General features: G+C 73.5%; 14 protein-coding genes. 8 read left to right on the forward strand and 6 right to left on the reverse strand.

The window, feature by feature from the left end; translation table 11 throughout:
* Positions 1-104: 104 nt before the first annotated feature.
* The 6 genes from ABZ454_RS23145 (at position 105) to ABZ454_RS23170 (ending at position 5,662) form a co-directional block, all read left to right on the forward strand.
* Positions 105-908, forward strand: coding sequence for a response regulator transcription factor (locus ABZ454_RS23145; protein WP_359540407.1), 804 nt, complete (start codon positions 105-107; stop codon positions 906-908).
* Between the two features lie 24 nt (positions 909-932).
* A complete protein-coding gene (locus ABZ454_RS23150; protein ID WP_356324838.1) occupies positions 933-1,982 on the forward strand; it encodes a LacI family DNA-binding transcriptional regulator in 1,050 nt (349 codons plus the stop codon).
* Between the two features lie 130 nt (positions 1,983-2,112).
* Positions 2,113-3,246: a trypsin-like peptidase domain-containing protein gene (locus ABZ454_RS23155; protein ID WP_359540409.1), complete on the forward strand. Its 1,134-nt coding sequence runs from the start codon at positions 2,113-2,115 to the stop codon at positions 3,244-3,246.
* Positions 3,247-3,271: 25 nt separating this feature from the next.
* Positions 3,272-3,448 (forward strand): hypothetical protein, encoded by a 177-nt coding sequence (locus ABZ454_RS23160; protein ID WP_359540410.1) that lies wholly within the window; start codon positions 3,272-3,274, stop codon positions 3,446-3,448.
* Positions 3,449-3,527: 79 nt separating this feature from the next.
* Positions 3,528-4,259 carry a response regulator transcription factor gene (locus ABZ454_RS23165; protein WP_356324832.1) on the forward strand — a complete coding sequence of 244 codons (732 nt, stop codon included), beginning with the start codon at positions 3,528-3,530 and terminating at the stop codon, positions 4,257-4,259.
* Positions 4,256-5,662: a HAMP domain-containing sensor histidine kinase gene (locus ABZ454_RS23170; protein ID WP_359540412.1), complete on the forward strand. Its 1,407-nt coding sequence runs from the start codon at positions 4,256-4,258 to the stop codon at positions 5,660-5,662. The genes ABZ454_RS23165 and ABZ454_RS23170 overlap by 4 nt, the downstream gene beginning before the upstream one ends.
* 8 nt (positions 5,663-5,670) lie before the next feature.
* On the opposite strand, the gene ABZ454_RS23175 is transcribed toward ABZ454_RS23170, so the two are convergent.
* Entirely contained in the window at positions 5,671-6,258 is a 588-nt protein-coding gene (locus ABZ454_RS23175) for a helix-turn-helix domain-containing protein (protein WP_359540414.1), read from the reverse strand.
* Positions 6,259-6,345: 87 nt separating this feature from the next.
* Here ABZ454_RS23175 and ABZ454_RS23180 point away from each other — a divergent pair, with 87 nt between their 5' ends.
* Together ABZ454_RS23180 and ABZ454_RS23185 are read left to right on the forward strand one after the other, a co-directional pair.
* Positions 6,346-7,143 carry an alpha/beta hydrolase gene (locus ABZ454_RS23180; protein ID WP_359540415.1) on the forward strand — a complete coding sequence of 266 codons (798 nt, stop codon included), beginning with the start codon at positions 6,346-6,348 and terminating at the stop codon, positions 7,141-7,143.
* 184 nt (positions 7,144-7,327) lie between these two features.
* Positions 7,328-7,933 carry a response regulator transcription factor gene (locus tag ABZ454_RS23185; protein ID WP_356324824.1) on the forward strand — a complete coding sequence of 202 codons (606 nt, stop codon included), beginning with the start codon at positions 7,328-7,330 and terminating at the stop codon, positions 7,931-7,933.
* A gap of 97 nt (positions 7,934-8,030) precedes the next feature.
* Here ABZ454_RS23185 and ABZ454_RS23190 read toward each other — a convergent pair whose 3' ends face one another.
* The 5 genes from ABZ454_RS23190 to ABZ454_RS23210 all read right to left on the reverse strand — a co-directional run bounded on the left by ABZ454_RS23190 (position 8,031) and on the right by ABZ454_RS23210 (position 16,946).
* Positions 8,031-10,013: an ABC transporter ATP-binding protein gene (locus tag ABZ454_RS23190; protein ID WP_359540416.1), complete on the reverse strand. Its 1,983-nt coding sequence runs from the start codon at positions 10,011-10,013 to the stop codon at positions 8,031-8,033.
* On the reverse strand, positions 10,010-11,773 hold the full coding sequence (locus ABZ454_RS23195; RefSeq protein WP_359540508.1) for an ABC transporter ATP-binding protein: 1,764 nt from the start codon (positions 11,771-11,773) through the stop codon (positions 10,010-10,012). The genes ABZ454_RS23190 and ABZ454_RS23195 overlap by 4 nt, the downstream gene beginning before the upstream one ends.
* Before the next feature lie 225 nt (positions 11,774-11,998).
* Positions 11,999-12,130 (reverse strand): SapB/AmfS family lanthipeptide, encoded by a 132-nt coding sequence (locus ABZ454_RS23200; RefSeq protein ID WP_356324820.1) that lies wholly within the window; start codon positions 12,128-12,130, stop codon positions 11,999-12,001.
* Between the two features lie 30 nt (positions 12,131-12,160).
* Entirely contained in the window at positions 12,161-14,830 is a 2,670-nt protein-coding gene (gene lanKC, locus ABZ454_RS23205; RefSeq protein ID WP_359540417.1) for a class III lanthionine synthetase LanKC, read from the reverse strand.
* Between the two features lie 256 nt (positions 14,831-15,086).
* Entirely contained in the window at positions 15,087-16,946 is a 1,860-nt protein-coding gene (locus tag ABZ454_RS23210) for a 5'-nucleotidase C-terminal domain-containing protein (protein ID WP_359540419.1), read from the reverse strand.
* Positions 16,947-17,330: the final 384 nt, after the last annotated feature.

Below are 17,330 nucleotides of genomic sequence, written 5' to 3' on the forward strand. Positions count from 1 at the left end.
TCCGACCCGGGAGTGCCCCTCTCGCAGGGAACGAGGAGGACCGACGTAATGGGCGAGCCAACCGTGCACGATCACCGACCGACGACCCAGGCAGGTGAGCGGCGATGAGTTCACTGCTGCTCCTGACGAACGCCCTCCAGCCGTCCACGGAGGTGCTTCCCGCCCTCGGCCTCCTGCTGCACAGCGTGCGGGTGGCCCCTGCCGAAGGCCCGGCCCTCGTCGACACCCCCGGTGCCGACGTCATCCTCGTCGACGGACGGCGCGACCTGCCCCAGGTCCGCTCGCTCTGTCAGCTGCTGCGGTCCACCGGACCCGGCTGTCCGCTGATCCTCGTCGTCACGGAGGGCGGCCTGGCGGCCGTCACCGCGGACTGGGGCATCGACGACGTGCTGCTGGACACGGCGGGCCCCGCCGAGGTCGAGGCGCGGCTGCGGCTGGCCACCGGCCGGCAGCAGATCACCGCCGACGACTCCCCGATGGAAATCCGCAACGGTGACCTCTCGGTGGACGAGGCGACGTACAGCGCCAAGCTCAAGGGCCGGGTCCTGGACCTGACCTTCAAGGAATTCGAACTGCTCAAGTACCTGGCGCAGCACCCGGGCCGGGTCTTCACCCGCGCCCAGCTGCTCCAGGAGGTCTGGGGGTACGACTACTTCGGCGGTACGCGGACGGTCGACGTCCACGTGCGGCGGCTGCGCGCCAAGCTCGGACCCGAGCACGAGTCGCTCATCGGCACCGTCCGCAACGTGGGCTACCGCTTCGTCGCACCGGAGAAGGTGGAGCGGGCCGCCGCCGAGGAGGCCAAGGCCGCCGCGGCGAAGGAGGCCCCGGAAACCCTCACCCGTCCGGAGCAGCCGGAGGCTACCGAGGTCACGGAAGAAGCCCCGGTCCGGCCTGCCGGAAGGTAGTTCCATCCGCGTAGACTGCCGCGCGTGGCCAAGGTGACGCGGGACGATGTGGCGAGACTGGCGGGGACGTCGACCGCGGTGGTCAGTTACGTCATCAACAACGGACCCCGGCCGGTCGCCCCGGCCACGCGCGAGCGGGTGCTCGCCGCGATCAAGGAGCTGGGCTACCGGCCCGACCGGGTCGCCCAGGCCATGGCCTCACGGCGGACCGATCTCATAGGGATGATCGTGCCGGACGCGCGGCAGCCGTTCTTCGCGGAGATGGCGCACGCCGTCGAACAGGCCGCGGCCGAGCGCGGGAAGATGGTGCTGGTCGGCAACTCCGACTACCGCGACGAGCGCGAGGTCCACTATCTGCGGGCCTTCCTCGGCATGCGGGTCTCCGGCCTGATCCTCGTCAGCCAGGGCCCCAGCGAGCGCGCGGCCGCGGAGATAGAGGCGTGGGACGCCCGGGTCGTGCTGCTGCACGAGCGGCCCGAGGCGATCGACGACGTCGCGGTCGTGACGGACGACGTCGGCGGCGCCCAGCTCGCCACCCGCCACCTGCTGGAACACGGCAACGCGTACGTGGCGTGCCTCGGCGGCATGGAGTCGACCCCGGCGGTCGGCGACCCGGTCGCCGACCACGTCGAGGGCTGGCGCCGGGCGATGCACGAGTCGGGCCGGTCGACCGAGGGCCGGCTCTTCCAGGCCCCGTACAACCGTTACGACGCCTACCAGGTGGCGCTCGGGCTCCTCGCGGGCCCCGACCGCCCCCCGGCGATCTTCTGCACGACGGACGACCAGGCCATCGGGGTGCTGCGGGCCGCGCGCGAGCTGCGGATCGACGTGCCCGGCGAGCTCGCGGTGGCGGGCTTCGACGACGTGAAGGAAGCCGGCCTGACGGACCCGCCGCTGACGACGGTCTTCTCCGACCGCCCGGCGATGGCGCGGGCCGCGGTCGACCTGGTGCTCGACGACGCGCTGCGGGTGTCGGGCTCGCGGCGGGAGCGGCTGAAGCAGTTCCCCTCGGCGCTGGTGGTCCGGCGCTCCTGCGGCTGCGGGGAGCCTCCGGCGGCCCGGGTGCTGTCCTGAGAGCTGTCCCGCGCGCTCCGGCGCGCACACCCCGTCCTCCCGGGGCCTTTATATCGGGCATACGAGGTTCTGCCGGGCTTCTCAGGGCGTACTCACGCTCCTCTCATGTTCGCCGGACACTCTCGTAGACATGACAGAGAGCCAGCGCCCGAGCGGCGAGTACCCGATGTACCCCTCGTACGGCAACGGCGACGCGGCCTACCCGCCGCCGCCGTCATACGCGCCCGTCCAGCCGGTCGCCATGGGCCCCGGAACCACCGTGTGGCCCGCACCCGGCGCCGCCGGCGGGCACGCCGGCGGCGCGGGCCACGGCGGTGAGGGCCCCCACGGGCTGCCGCAGGCCGCACCCGAGCCGCCCGCCTCCCGCCGCCGGGTCCGCCGGCCGGTCGCGCTCCTCGCGGCGGTGGCCATCGCGGCCGCGATCGTCGGCGGCGGCACCGCCACCGTGATCGGGCAGCTCACCGACCACGGCACCGACAGCACGGCCGGCGGCATCATCCCGGGCACCACCGTCTCGCAGAGCAACAAGGGCACCGTCTCCGGCGTCGCCGCGGCGCTGGCGCCGACGATCGTCGAGATCGGCGCGACCTCGACCGCGGGCGAGTCCACCGGATCCGGAGTGGTCATCACGTCCGACGGCGAGATCGTCACCAACAACCACGTCATCGCGGGCGCGACGTCCATCAAGGTCACGCTGAGCACCGGCAGGACGTACACCGCCGACGTCCTCGGCACCGATGCCGACAAGGACCTCGCACTGATCAAGCTCCAGGGCGCGAGCGGGCTGAAGACGGCCACCCTCGGCGACTCCTCCAAGGTCGCCGTCGGCGACGAGGTCGTCGCCATCGGCTCGCCGGAGGGCCTCACCGGCACGGTCACCAGCGGCATCGTGTCCGCGCTCGACCGCGACGTCACGGTCGCCAAGGACAGCGACAGCGGCCAGGGGCAGAGCCAGGACGGACAGGGCGGCGGGCAGCAGTGGCCGTTCGAGTTCGGCGGCCGCCAGTTCAACGGCGACACCGGCGACTCCACCACCACGTACAAGGCCATCCAGACCGACGCCTCGCTCAACCCCGGCAACTCCGGTGGCGCGCTCATCAACTTGAACGGCGAGATCATCGGCATCAACTCGGCCATGTACTCGGCGAGTTCGGCGAGCGCGTCCGGCGGCTCCAGCGCGGGCAGCGTCGGCCTCGGCTTCGCGATCCCGGTGAACACCCTGAAGGCGGACCTCGACACCCTGCGGGCCGGCGACAGCTCCTGAGGCGACGGAACGAAGGAGACCCCCCATGCACCACCCGGCCGGCACCCCCGCAGGACCCGCCGATCTGGCCCTGCCGCTCGCCCTCCTCACCGCACAGGCGCCCGCCGCCGGGCGACGGCCCCGCGCCACGGAGCTCAGCGCCACCCCCGGCGGCCGCGGCCACCGGGCCGCGCGACGCCGTGCCACGGCCGTGCGAGGCTGAGAAACTCGAGGCCGTGGGAGCGCCGCGCCCCCACGGCCCCGCCCGGCCCCGCCCGGAACGAGAAGAGGACGAAGCAGCGATGAGCCCCGCCGAAGACGATCCGCAGCGCATCCTGATCGTCGACGACGAGCCCGCCGTGCGCGAGGCCCTGCAGCGCAGCCTCGCCTTCGAGGGGTACGGCACCGAGGTCGCCGTCGACGGCCTCGACGCCCTCACCAAGGCCGAGTCGTACGCCCCCGATCTCATCGTCCTCGACATCCAGATGCCGCGGATGGACGGACTGACCGCGGCCCGCCGCATCCGTTCCACGGGCGCCACCACACCCATCCTGATGCTCACCGCCCGCGACACCGTCGGCGACCGCGTCACCGGGCTCGACGCGGGCGCCGACGACTACCTGGTCAAGCCGTTCGAGCTGGACGAGCTCTTCGCCCGCATCCGCGCCCTGCTGCGCCGCAGTTCGTACGCGGTCGCCGCGGGCGGCCCCGTCCCCGACGACAACGTGCTGGCCTTCGCGGACCTGCGCATGGACCTCGCGACCCGCGAGGTCACGCGCGGCACGCGCCGGGTGGAGCTCACCCGTACCGAGTTCACCCTGCTGGAGATGTTCCTGGCGCACCCGCGCCAGGTGCTGACCCGTGAGCAGATCCTCAAGGCGGTCTGGGGATTCGACTTCGAACCGAGCTCCAACTCCCTGGACGTGTACGTGATGTACCTGCGCCGCAAGACCGAGGCGGGCGGCGAACCGCGCCTGGTCCACACCGTCCGGGGTGTCGGGTACGCCCTGCGGTCGGGCGGGGGCGAGGGATGACCGGCCCGCTCCGGCGGATCCGCGCCCTGCCGCTGCGCTCCCGCCTGGCGCTGCTGGTCGCGACCGCGGTGGCGGTGGCGGTGGCGGCGGTGGCGGCCGCGTGCTGGTTCGTGACGAGGGCGCAGCTGGAGCACCAGCTGAACACGACGCTGCGCAGTTCCAACGTGGACGACCGCTACCTGACCAGCCTGTACGCCTACTGCCGGGGTACGACCCCGGTGCCGCCCCGCCCCTACTCCGGTCTCACCGTCCAGCTCATCGACGCCCAGGGCACGGTCTGCCTGGCTCCCGATTCGTCGGAACTGCCGGTGAGCAGGGCCGACCTCGCGGTGGTCAATCACGAGCGCCTGAACGCGCTGCACTCGGCGACCGACGCGGACGGCGTGAAGATGCGCGTCTACACCGAGGCGGTGAAGGGGCCCACCGACCTCGCCGTCTCCATCGCCCGCCCCCTGAGCGAGATCGACAAGCCCCTCTCCACCCTCGCCTGGGTCCTCCTCGTCGTCTCCGGCATCGGCGTCATCGGCGCCGGCGCCGCCGGGCTCTGGGTGGCCCGCTCCGGCCTGCGCCCCGTCGACGAGCTCACCGAGGCCGTCGAGCACGTCGCCCGCACCGAGGACCTGACGGTCCGCATCCCGGTCGAGGGCGAGGACGAGATCGCGCGGCTGTCCCGCTCCTTCAACTCGATGACCGCCTCGCTGGCCTCGTCCCGCGACCGCCAGGCCCAGCTCATCGCGGACGCCGGCCATGAACTGCGCACCCCCCTGACCTCCCTGCGCACCAACGTGGAACTCCTCGCCCGCAGTGACGAGACCGGCCGGGCCATCCCGCCGGACGACCGCAAGGCGCTGATGACGTCGGTCAAGGCGCAGATGACGGAGCTGGCCTCGCTCATCGGCGACCTCCAGGAACTCGCCCGCCCGGACGCGGCGCACCCCGGCCCGCTCCAGGTGGTCGCGCTCCACGAGATCGCCCGCACCGCACTGGCCCGCGCCCGACTGCGCGGCCCGGAACTGACCGTCACGGCGGAGCTGGCCCCCTGGTACGTACGCGCGGAACCGGCGGCCCTGGAACGGGCGGTCGTCAACGTGCTGGACAACGCGGTGAAGTTCAGCCCGCCCGGCGGTACGGTCGACGTCGTCCTGCACCGGGGCGAGCTCACGGTCCGGGACCACGGCCCCGGCATCCCCGCCGAGGAACTCCCCCACGTCTTCGAACGCTTCTGGCGCTCCCCGTCCGCCCGCCAGCTCCCCGGATCGGGGCTGGGCCTGTCGATCGTGGCGCGTACGGTCCAGCAGGCCGGCGGCGCGATCGACCTGCGCCCCGCGCCGGGCGGCGGCACGGAAGCCGTGATCCAGCTCCCGGGAGCGCCGACGCCACCGCCGGACCCGCCGCGGGGGTGAGCGGGCCGCTACGCCCCCTCCAGCCGCCCCGCCAGCGCCCGCAGCCCCGCCGCGATCTCGCGGGCGTCCGGGGCCTGGTCCGGGTCGGTCAGCCACTGGATCATCACGCCGCTCATCAGCGCGAGCTGCACCGAACCGAGCCCCCGCACCTCCTCCTCGGCGACCTCCGCCTCGGGCGCTCCGGTCAGCTGGGCCGCGACCCCCCGGCGGCCCACGCGCTGGCCGGCCGCCAGGAGGGCCAGCAGCTCCGGGGAGCTCTGGGCGTGGACGAAGGCCTCCACCGAGGCGATCCAGAGCCAGCGGTCGGTGCGATACGAGTCGATCTCCCGCGTCCACATGTCCGCGTACCGCTCGGCGGCCGTGCCGCCCCCCGCCGCGAGGTCCGTAGCCGTATCCGCCGCGACCCGGTGGCCCCACTCGTCGATGGCCGCGAACAGCGCCTGGTTGAGCAGGGCCTCGCGGGAGCCGAAGTGGTACCCGATCGCCGCCATCGAGACCCGCGAGGCGGTGGCGATGTCCCGCACGGTGGTGCGGAGATATCCCTTCTCCTCCAGGCAGCGCCGCGCCCCGGCCAGCAAGTCCTCGCGATTTCCCATGCCCGGGATCGTACGTCCACCCACTTGGGCAAGCGCGCTATACAAACGTATTGCGCGCACGATCTATACACGCATACAGTCGCTGTCATGACGCATCCCATCGCGCTCCGACGCGAACTGACCATCGACGGCCGCCGCCTCTCCTACCTCGACCACGGCCCCGCCACCGGCCGTCCGCTCCTCGCCCTGCACGGCCATCTCTCCGAGGGCGCCTCCTTCGGCCACCTGGCCGCCGAGCTCGGCCCCGAGTGGCGGGTCATCGCCCCCGACCAGCGCGGTCACGGCGACTCCGACCGGGCGGCCGACTACGGCCGGGAGGGTTACGTCTCCGATCTGACCGCCCTGCTCGACCACCTGGACCCCGGCCCGGTCGTCGCCCTCGGCCATTCCCTGGGAGGGGTCAACGCGCTGCACCTCGCCGCCGTCCGGCCGGCCGCGGTCGCCGCGCTCGTCAACACCGACGCACCGGTCGACCTGCCGCACCAGGACCCCGGCCCGCTGGCCTTCCTCGCGGGCTTCCCCTACACCGCCCCCACCCGGGAGGAACTGATCGCCGCCTGCGGCCCGGTGGGCCCGATGGTGGGGCCCCTGCTGCGCCCCCTGGCGGCCGGCGACGGATGGCGGCTGCCGTTCCACCCGCAGGACACCCTCGACTCCGAACGCCAGGTGCACGGAGACCACTGGGCGCAGTGGCTGGCGAGCGACTGCCCGGCGCTGGTGATCAACGGCAGGAAGAGCCAGGCCCTCCCCGCCGAGCAGGCCGCCGCCATGGCGTCACTGCGCCCGCGCACCTCGCTCGTCACCCTGGAGACGGATCACTTCGTGCAGCTCCAGGACCCGAAGGGCTTCGCGCGGGCGGTACGGGAGTTCCTCGCGACCCTGTGACGCGCAAGGGAAGGCACATAAGGGCGCATTGACCATCGCGCTCGTGCTCTCGCACGCCCCCATCGCTTCCATCGAATGCGGGAATGAGCCAGTTCGTGAGCAGCCCGGCACACCCTGCGGAGAACTGGGCACAGTTCACACACTGTTGCTCCACACGCCGACACAGGAACTGAGGGCCCCGCTCATGACGACGCTTCTGTTGGTACACGCCGTGCCCCTGTGGCGGGCTTCCCTGGCCAGCCTGCTCAGCGCCGACGCCGAGCTTCGCGTACGGACCGCGGACAAGGGCGGCGTGCGCGCCGCTGTGGAAGAGTCGCTCCCCGACATATTCATGACCGATCTCGACTGTCCGGACTCCGTCGAAGTGCTGAGCGAGGTGGACTCCGTCCGGAAGTCCGCCGACAACGGCGGGGCGCTGGTCGTCCTGGCCAGGGGCGACCGGCCCGGCGGGCTCCGCAGAGCGTTCAACGCGGGCGCTCGCGGCTACATCGACAAGTACGGACCACCGAAGAACCTGGCCGAGGTCATGCACAAAGTGGCCGACGGGGGGCGGCACATCGACGAGTCCCTCGCCTTCGGCCTGTTACAGGCGGCGGAGGTGCCCTTATCGTCGCGGGAGCTGAGCGTGCTGTCGCTCGCCGCGGAAGGCGAGTCCGTGACCTCGATAGCGGGTGCCCTCCACCTGACCCGCGGAACCGTACGCAACTACCTGGCCGCCGCCATCCGGAAGACGGGGGCGCGCAACCGGCAGGACGCCATACGGCTCTCGAGCCAGTTCGGCTGGCTCTAGCACCGGCCCGCCGCCGGGCGCGTCGGACCGTCGGCGCCCCGGCTGCTCAGGCACCGGGGCCTCGCGGTGTAGCACCTGGCGGGGCGGGAACAGCGCCTCAGCCCGGATCCGGGGCCCACAAGCCCGTCAGGTCGCGGTAGAGGGCGGAGCTCCTGAGCAGCTCCGCCGAGGTGCCGAGCACGGTCCGGGAACCGTCCACCACCAGGATCCGGTCCGCGCGCCGGGCCGAGGACAGGCGGTGGGCGATGACGACCAGGGTCTCGGCACGGGCGGCGAGCGCCGTCTCCGCCCGTGCCTCCGCCGCCGGATCGAGGTGGCTGGTCGCCTCGTCCAGGACGAGCAGCGGGGCGGTGGCCACGTACGCCCGCCCCAGAGCCACCAGTTGGCGCTCGCCCAGGGTGAGCCGGGTGGGCTCGACCCGCGCGTCGAGCCCGCCGAGCCGTGCGCACAAGGGCTCAAGACCGAGTGCGGCCACGGCGTCGGTGATGTCGTGCCCGGGCGCGTCGGGGCGCAGGTAGCGCAGGTTGTCGCGCAGTGACGCGCTGAACACGTACGCCTGTTGCGGGAGGAGCGTGCGCACGCCCCTGGGGTCCACGGCGGACGGGGGGCGGCCGTGCCACCGGACCTCGCCCCGCGTGGGGGTGACGACCCCGGCGAGGACCGCCGCGAGGGTCGACTTCCCGCTGCCGCTCGGTCCCACCACCGCGAGGCGGTCCCCCGCCCTGATCTCGAGGTCCAGCCGGTCCAGCACGGGGCGGGCCGACGGGCCGTAGGCGAAGCTCACGGCGCGCAGTTCGACGACGGCGGTGGCCGGACGAGGAAGCGGCGCGGGCGCCCGGGTCGGCGAGGCAGGGGCGGCAGCCGCGGAACCTGTCGGGCCGGTCGGTGGGCCGACGACCGCGCCAGCCGGTGGACGGGGTCCGCCCTGGCCGGCCACGGCGGCGGGAGACGGCCCCGACGCTCCGGTCCGTGCGTCCCCCGCGGCGGGCGCGGACGCGGGCTCGGCGGGCGGCCTCACGGGGTCGGTGAAGCGGTCGAGCACCACCACCAGCCTGCCTCCGGCCGTGCCCAGCATGCTCATGAGCGCGTGCACCGCCGGGGCGAGGGCCTGGGTCAGATACGTCAGTGCGCCCACCAGCGCTCCCCCGGTGAGCCCCCGGTGCAGGAGCCAGGGCGCCGCGAGCAGCAGGAGGAGCGGAGGGACCCGGCCGCAGACGGCGAGCGCGAGGACGCGCACCGCGGCCCAACGGGCCAGCGAGCGGGCGGCCCCGGCCTGCTGTTCCGCGAGCATCCGGGTCTCGGCGGCGACCCGGTCCGCCGCCCCGGCCGCCGCGATGTCACGGAGCGCGGACGCGGTCTGTCCCGCGTGCGCGGCGAAGGCCTCGTCGGCGCCGAGGTAGGCGCGTTGGGCCGCCGCCATCGGGACGAGCGTGGCCACGAACAGCGCCAGTCCGAGGATGAGCGGAGGGAGCACGATCAGGAGCAGCGCGGGCGCCAGCGCCGCGAGCCCGGCCAGCGCCCCGGCCGCGGTGAACACGAAGGAGCGCAGGGTCAGCACGAGCCCGGCCCAGCTGTCGCGGGCGATCTCGCTCTGATGGGTGACCTGGGAGACGGAAGTGGCCGTGGCGTCCGCCGGACGGTCCAGGGCGGTGGTCAGGGCGCGGGCGACCGCGCGACGCACCAGCCCGTCGCGGAACGGTTCGACCAGGTCGGCCAGTCGGGCGAACACCCTCCGTGTCGCGACTCCGGCCGGCAGGAGGGCGAGGGCCGCCGCCGCCAGCCACAGCAACCCGGTGGACGGGTGACCGGCCAGGAATCCCTGGTCGAGCGCGCGGGCCACCCCGTAGCCGCTCAGGAACGTCTGGCCGAACTCCAGCAACGACCAGCCGCCCAGCCGCACCAGGACGGGGACGCGGGCACGCAGGAACGGCACGCCTTCGCGGACGACCCGGCCGAGGGCCCCGTCCCGCGCGGAGCGGTCCGGCGCGGCGCGCCCGGACCGGGACCGCGAGGACGTCACCCCAGGGGGCCGGGGACGGCCGGCGCGGCGCGCGGCGGCCCGGGGCGGCTCCACCGTCATCGGGTGTCCTCCCGTGGACAGGGCGGCGGTGCGCCGGGGCGTGCGGGCTCGGCCACGTCTCCCGCGCCGGCCGACGTGCCGTCCTGCGACCGCTCCGGCGCGGCGAAGACCGCACGGTAGGAGGGGTCGGCCCACAGGTCGCTGTGCCGGCCCACCGCGCGCACCGCGCCGTCCTCGATCCAGACGACCTGGTCGGCGTCCACGGCCGAGGACAGCCGGTGCGCGACGATCACTCGCGTACGGGATCCGGCGCGGTCGGCCAGGGCCCGCTGCACCTCGCGTTCGGTCACGGTGTCGAGGCTGGAGGTCGCGTCGTCCAGCACGAGGAGACGGCCGGGGTGAGCGAAAGCCCGGGCGAGGCCCAGGCGTTGGCGTTCTCCGCCCGACAACGGCGCCTCGCTCAGCGGGGTGTCGTAGCCGAGCGGCAGCAGACTGATGAAGCCGTGCGCCGACGCGGACCGTGCCGACGAACGGATCTGCTCGGCGGAGGGGCGGCTCACGCCGAACGCGATCGTGTCCTGGACGGTCGTGCCCAGGAGGGCGGGCCGCGCGAAGGCGTAGGCGATGTCCCGCCGCAGCGCGGTGGTGTCGACTGCCGTCAGCACGGTCCCGTCCAGGGTGACGGTGCCCGCGTCGGGGTCCGTGAGGCGGCCCGCCACGGCGGCTAGCACGGACTTGCCCGAACCGGAGCGGCCGACCACCGCCGTCGACGACCCGCCCGGCAGCGTGAGGCTCACCTTGCGCAGCAGGTGCTCGCCGTCGCGGATCACCTCCACGTCCCGCAGTTCCAGTGTTCCCGGTCCGCCGGGGGGCAGTTCGCCCGAACGGTGCGGCATCGCGGGAAGAGCGAGGAGCGGATCGATCCGGCGGGCGGCGGCGTGGCTGCGCGACAGCGCGCCCAGTGCGCCGGTCAGGGATCCGACGCCGACGGTGAGCACCGCGTACCGGGACACGGCCACGAGGTCTCCGACGCTGAGGGCGCCTGCGGCGAGGCGCAGACCGGCCACGGCGAGCACGAGGAAGGTGAGCAGCGGAAGGAGTACGGCGCTGTGGCCGGTGGCCCGCCCGAAGACCTGCCAGGTGCGCCGGCCGTGGACGTCCAGGGCGGTGAGCGGTTCGAGGATCCTGGTGTATTCACGGGCTCCGGTGTGGGCCGCCCGGATGGTCGCGGCGCCCTCCAGCGCCTCGGTGAGCCGCGTGGCCAGGTCGGCCTGGGCCCGTTGGTATCCGGCGGTGGTGTCGGCGGTGTGCCGGGCGAACGTCCGCAGGAGGACGACGAGGGCGGGAGCGCCGACGAGGAGCGCGGCCGCGGTCCACGGGTCGACGAGGACGAGGCCGGTCAGGCCGCCCGCGGGGAGCAGCACGCCGGCGACGGAGCCGGCCGCGGTGACCGGTGCGGTGGCGGCGTCGGCGGCGTTGGCGGTGAGCCGGGTGGTGAGGTCTCCCGGTGCGAAGGCCTGTCCGTGCCGGGGTTCGGCCCGCAGGAGCCGGTCGACGGTGGCGCCGCGCAGCCACGCGGTCAACCCGGCGGTCGTGGTCCCGCCGAGGAGCGCGACGGCCGCGTCCAGGAGGACTTCGGCGACGGTGAGCGCCATGGCCAGCCTCAGCGCGGGCCAGGGCACGGCCGCGTCCGCGGTGACGCGGTCCACGGCGCTGCCCAGCACGGCGGGCAGTGCGACGGCGGCCAGGGCCGCGCCGACGGAACACAGCAGGAGCGCGGTGAGAGCGAGGGGGCGGCGCCGGGCCAGTGCGCGCGGCAGCGCGCCGGAGGCGGCCGGGCCGTCGTTCGGTGGGCCGCCCGTCGGCGACCGGTCGGCGCTGGTGTCCACGCCTGGATCCCTTCCGTGGGGCCGTATCCGCCCCGGGCCCGTCGTACCTGCGGATGTGCGTGGGGCCGGCCCCGGGCGGACGTGCCGCCCGGGGCCGGCCTGCGACGTACTCGCCGGTCGGTGCGGGTACTCACCGGCCGGTTCGGCTACACGTCGTCACGGGGTGCAGAGCACGACGCTCAGCGAGCTGTACTCACAGACGAGCAGGCTGACCTGGCTGCCCGTGGCCACGTCGCCGTACGCCTCGTCGGCGGGGGTGTCCATCGTCTGAAGGTCGAGAAGCGCCATGATGGTGTCCTTTCCTGGGGACGGTTGTTTTCATTCACTGACGACCCCGGACGGGGCCGGTTCGAGGGCCGCGGAACGCGGCGGGGTGTGCCGCAGGGGCGGCAGGAACGGCAGCGACGCGCCGGTGTCCGCGTACGCGCTGCCGAGAGCGAGGAGGCAGCCGGCCGTGCCGGTCGCCAGGTCCATCGAGAGCCGCATCAACTGCTCACCGGGGAAGGCGAGCTCTCCCTCGTACGGCATCGCGTGACAGCCCAGGAGCTCGGCGTGCCGGTGGATGACGCGTCGCCGGTCGCTCAGGTCGCCGGCCGGGGTGCGGGCCAGCTGGAGGACGAGTCCGGCCACGCCCCGGAACAGGCCGGGCTGCACGTAGAAGGCGGACCGGGAGGCGGGCATCAGGCAGGCCCGTGCCTTCTCCAGTTCCGCGTCCGGGCGAAGGGCGAGGTAGTCGTCGATGACCGTCGCGAGGCCGGCACTGCCCGCTCCCAGATACGGCATCGTGCGGGTGCCCTCCACCACCAGCAGCGTCCCGTCGGCGCCTTCCTGGCAGCGGGCCAGGTCACGGCGCAGGGCGGTGCCGGCCAGGTCGAGGAGGCGCCGTTCCCCGGTCGCCCCGTACCTGCGCAGGAGCAGCAGCGCCACGCCCGCCGCGCCGTACAGCAGTCCCGTGCGGTGGGCGGGTGCGCCGTCGGTGAGGGCCTGGACGGCGAGCGCGGCGCAGTGGTCGGCGGCGCGGGAGAGGGCGGGGCCGTCGGCGGCGGCCGCGCCGCGGGCGAGGTCGTCGAGAGCGAGCGCGATGCCCGCGTATCCGCTGTGCAGGTCGGCGGTGAGGCCTTGCAGGGGCTGGCGCACGATGAGCCGGGCGAGCTCCGCGGCCTGCTCCCGGTGGCCCAGTCGGTCCAGGGTCCAGGCGATGCCGGTCAGTCCGTCGTAGAAGCCGAGGGGGGTGCCGGGAGCCGGGTCCTTGGCCTTCGCGAGCAGCCACTGCACCGCCTGCGGACAGGACGGGGCGCCGGTCTCGTGGAGCGCGTAGAGCACCCCGGCGGCCCCGTAGCCGAAGGACTGCCCGCCGGCCGGTGACGCGAACTGGGCGATGTCGCCGGGGAAGCAGCGGTCCTCGCGCTCCGGTGTGCAGGACGCAATAATCGCCCGGGCCATCGAGTCGCGGCTGCGCGGCCAGTCCCCGGGCGCCGGCAGCGACGGCGCGTCCGGTGCGAGTCGTGTGCCCGCCCCGTGCGCGGGGACCGCCCGGCGTCGCGCGTCGCCGTCCTCGTCGGCGGCCTCGCGGAGTATCTCCGCGACGGCCGGGCGCAGTTCGGCGTCGGTCACCGGGAAGACGCGCGTGATCTCCTGGGCGAGCCGTACGGCCTTGCGCCGGTCGATGGCGAAGTGCGTGGTCAGCGGGAGGTACAGGGAAAGGCGCAGGCAGGCGAGCGCGTACCGGTCGATGTCCGCGCCGCGCCGGTCGGAGGGGGCCACGAACGCCGGGTTGGCCACGATCTGCCGGGCCCGGTCCCGTGTTCTCGACGCGGCCTCGAAGTCCAGCAGCACGACGCGGGACTCGTCCTCGGAGACCATGATGTTGCTCATGTGGAGGTCACTGATGACCACGCCCCGCTCGTGGACGGCGTGGACGGCGTCCTCGACGAGGGCGTACATCCTCTGTGCCCAGGCCGCGTGTTCGGCGATCGCTTCCGGTGACGGCTCCGCGTGGGACAGGGGGAAGCGGCGGGCGAAGACGGAGTTGAGGGTGGCGCCGGCCACGTGCTGGAGCACGAGGAAGCGGTGCTCCCCCACGTCGATCACGTCCCGGACGTCCGGGACGCACTCCAGGCCCGCCAGCATGTCCAGCGCGGCCCGTTCCCGCTCCAGCCGCGCCACCGCGTCGGCCCCGTCCGCCGCCAGCCCGGCGTACGGTCGCGCTTCCTTGAGCACGACGCGCTCGTCGGTCCGGGTGTCCCGGCCCACGTAGACGCCTCCGCCGTTGGAGAAGTGCAGGGCGCCCTCGACCTGGTAGGGCACGTCGGCCAGCCCGACGGCCTTGCGCGCCTCCAGGTGCGGCAGGAGGAAGGGCGGCGGCGTCACCCAGGCGGGGATGCTCAGGGCCGGACCGCGTGCGTCGGGGACGAGCCTGCCCTCCGGATCGGCGACGGCGGGCACGAGGCGCCCGTCGGGGCCGGGACAGAAGCGCGGCGCGAAGGCTCCGTACCGTACGTGCACCGGCCCGGCGCCCAAGCGCAGATCACTGAGGACGTACGGGCCGTGCTCCCCCTCCAGGAGGTCCATCAGGCCCTGGCAGACCTCGGGGAACTGCTCCTCGGAGTGCGGGTAGACCGTGATGAACTTCCCGCTGCCCGCCCGGTCCGCGTACTTCGCGTTGCGCAGGAGCAGCAGGGCCGGCCCGGGGACGCACTTGAAGGGCAGCTGACGCGCCACGCAGAAGGCGAAAACCCGGCCGAGCACGGATTCCGCGTTGTCGAGTGCGGCCGACACGTGGATCTTCCAGCCCTGGGCCGGCACCCGCACACCGGGCGGGCTGAACGAGAGCCAGTCCCCGCGCCGCGAACGCTCCCATCCGTCGGGGCCGGCACCGCGGGCGGGGCCGTAGAGGGCTTCCTCGGCCCGGGGCCCGGCGGCGGAGCGGTGCGGCGCGTCGTAGAAGACACGGTCCGCTTCGCAGTACGCGGCGTACTCCGGATTCACGCACAACTCCCTGTCCAGGCGATGTCGTCGGCCTGGAAAAAGGTGCCACGCCGGCCCGGGGCGCGACAGTCACCGCTGTCATGACTCGTTCATGCGGATCGACCGTGCACCTTGCATCTGCGCTTCGCACGGGGGGCGGGTGCGGGTGGGGGGGGGCACCGCATGGGTGCGGCGCCCTCCGCCGGGACCCGCCGGCCCATGGAAAAGGGGCGGTGGGCCCGCCGGCCCACCGCCCCGTCCAGCCCTCGCGTAGGGGTTACTGCACGACCGTGATCCGGTCCGCCACCGGCGGTGCCAGCGGCGCCGCGGCCGTGGAGTGCGCGGCCAGGTAGGCGTTGAACAGGTCCAGGTCGGAGGGACCGACCAGCTTGTTCGTGCCGGCGCCGAGGGCCGCGAAGCCGTCGCCGCCGCCCGCCAGGAACTCGTTCATCGCGACCCGGTAGGACGTGGCCGGATCGATCGGCTCACCGTTCAGCCGGATCGTGTCGGTGACCACGCGGGCCGCACCGGCCTTCGTCATGTCCAGGGTGTACGTGAGGCCCTTCGAGATCTGGAGGATCTTCGGGCTGGCCTCGTTCGAACCGCTGACCTGCTGCTGCAGCGCGGACACCAGCTGCGCACCGGTCAGGTCGACGACGTTCATCATGTTGGTGAACGGCTGCACGGTGAACGACTCGCCGTACGTCACGACACCGTCGCCCTCACCGCCCGTCGCCTTGTAGACCAGGTCGGCGCGGATACCGCCCGGGTTCATGAACGCGACGACCGCGCCGCCCTTGTCCGCCGGGGCCAGACCCTCCAGCTGCGCGTCGGCGATCAGGTCGCCGAGCGGCTTCTCGGGGGCCGTGGAGCCGCGGCCGTTGATGTCGGCGGAGATGAAGCCCTGCGGCCGGTTGGCGATCGGCGCCGCGAGGGTGTTCCAGCGGGCGATCAGGTCGGTCATGTCGGTGGCCTTGGCCTGGTCCCGGGTGACGATGTGGTTCGCCGAGACCGGGTTCGCGGGCGCGGGGTGCTTCGACGACGCCTTCGCCGAGCCCTTCACCGCGGTGCGCACGATGTCCTGGGTGCGCCGGTCGTACGTGAGCGTCGTGTCCGTGTACAGCTTGCCGAACGACGAGGCCGAGGTGACCAGGCGCGGGTTGCCCGCCGGGTCCGGGATCGTGCACACGTAGGCCTGGTGGGTGTGGCCCGTGACCAGCGCGTCGACCTTCGGCGAGATGCCCTTGGCGATGTCGGTGATCGGCCCGGAGATCCCGTCACCGGCGCCGGGGCTGTCGCAGTCGTAGTTGTACGAGGACGAGGCCGGGGCGCCGCCCTCGTGGATCAGCGCGACGATGGACTTCACGCCCTGCCGGTCCAGCTCCTTGGCGTACTTGTTGACCGTCTCGATCTCGTCGTGGAACTTCAGGCCCTTGACGCCGTTGGCCGTCACGATGTTCGGCGTGCCCTCCAGGGTCACCCCGATGAAGCCGATCTTGACGCCGTTCTTCTTCCACACCGTGTACGGCTTGAGGATCGGCTTGCCGGTCTTCTCGTCCGTCACATTGGCGGCCAGGTACGGGAAGTCGGCGCCCTGGAACTTCTTGCCCTGCTCGTAGCACCCCTCGACCGGGTGGCAGCCGCCGTTCTGGAGGCGGGCCAGCTCGGTGGCGCCCTCGTCGAACTCGTGGTTGCCGACGGTCGTCACATCGAGGTCGATCTTGTTGAGCGCCTCGATGGTCGGCTCGTCGTGGAAGAGACCCGACAGCAGCGGGCTCGCCCCGACCATGTCGCCGCCGGCCGCGGTGATGGAGTACGGGTGGCCCTTGCGCGCGGCACGCAGCGAGGAGGCGAGGTACTCCACGCCGCCGGCCGGGACGGCCTTCGTCGTGCCGTCGGCCTGCTTCTCGGCGACCGTGCCGGCCGAGCCGGCCGGCGGCTCCAGGTTGCCGTGCAGGTCGTTGAAGGACAGCAGTTGCACGTCGACGGTGCGGGCCGGCGTGTGATGGCCGTGGCCCTTGCCGTGCCCGTGGGCGCCGGCCGGCATGGCGGCGACCAGCGCGCCGACGGTGGCCAGACCGGCTGCGGCGGCGAGCACCCGCCGGGACGCGCGGTTCTTCTGCGGTGTCGCTGACATCGGTCCCCTTGTGAGTTCAGCGGGAGGTGTGAGGGTGGTGACAAGTCTGGAGACTGCGTGCCGCAGCCTAGAGTCAACGCGCGTAGCGCGACAGGTGTCCGGGGTTACGAATAGGTTGCCGACCGCTCGGAACGGGGCGATTCGCCCTCATCACGCACCTGTACGAGCAGAGACGTCACGGCTCGGGTTCCGGGGCGGGTCGCTCCGCGGGGTGCGGCCGTTGCTTGGTGCGGGGCCCCTGCGGGGTGCGGGGTGCTGTGGTGCGGGGTTCCGTCCTCAATCGCCGGACGGGCTTGTGTGCGGGTTCCCCGCGGGGTCCCCTGCGGGGCGCGTCTGCGTGGGGGGGGGGGGTGGGGGCCCGGCCGGCAGACACCGCAAAAAATG

The organism is Streptomyces sp. NPDC005803, from assembly GCF_040630435.1.
Classification (GTDB): domain Bacteria; phylum Actinomycetota; class Actinomycetes; order Streptomycetales; family Streptomycetaceae; genus Streptomyces.

Bases quoted from the DNA above. Each gene is read 5' to 3' on its own strand.
- ABZ454_RS23170 (WP_359540412.1), top strand. From the start codon at position 4,256: ATGACCGGCCCGCTCCGGCGGATCCGCGCCCTGCCGCTGCGCTCCCGC.
- ABZ454_RS23200 (WP_356324820.1), bottom strand. From the start codon at position 12,130: ATGGCGCTTCTCGACCTTCAGACGATGGACACCCCCGCCGACGAGGCG.
- ABZ454_RS23210 (WP_359540419.1), bottom strand. From the start codon at position 16,946: ATGTCAGCGACACCGCAGAAGAACCGCGCGTCCCGGCGGGTGCTCGCC.
- ABZ454_RS23185 (WP_356324824.1), top strand. From the start codon at position 7,328: ATGACGACGCTTCTGTTGGTACACGCCGTGCCCCTGTGGCGGGCTTCC.
- ABZ454_RS23165 (WP_356324832.1), top strand. From the start codon at position 3,528: ATGAGCCCCGCCGAAGACGATCCGCAGCGCATCCTGATCGTCGACGAC.
- ABZ454_RS23155 (WP_359540409.1), top strand. From the start codon at position 2,113: ATGACAGAGAGCCAGCGCCCGAGCGGCGAGTACCCGATGTACCCCTCG.
- ABZ454_RS23180 (WP_359540415.1), top strand. From the start codon at position 6,346: ATGACGCATCCCATCGCGCTCCGACGCGAACTGACCATCGACGGCCGC.
- ABZ454_RS23160 (WP_359540410.1), top strand. From the start codon at position 3,272: ATGCACCACCCGGCCGGCACCCCCGCAGGACCCGCCGATCTGGCCCTG.
- ABZ454_RS23190 (WP_359540416.1), bottom strand. From the start codon at position 10,013: ATGACGGTGGAGCCGCCCCGGGCCGCCGCGCGCCGCGCCGGCCGTCCC.
- ABZ454_RS23175 (WP_359540414.1), bottom strand. From the start codon at position 6,258: ATGGGAAATCGCGAGGACTTGCTGGCCGGGGCGCGGCGCTGCCTGGAG.
- ABZ454_RS23145 (WP_359540407.1), top strand. From the start codon at position 105: ATGAGTTCACTGCTGCTCCTGACGAACGCCCTCCAGCCGTCCACGGAG.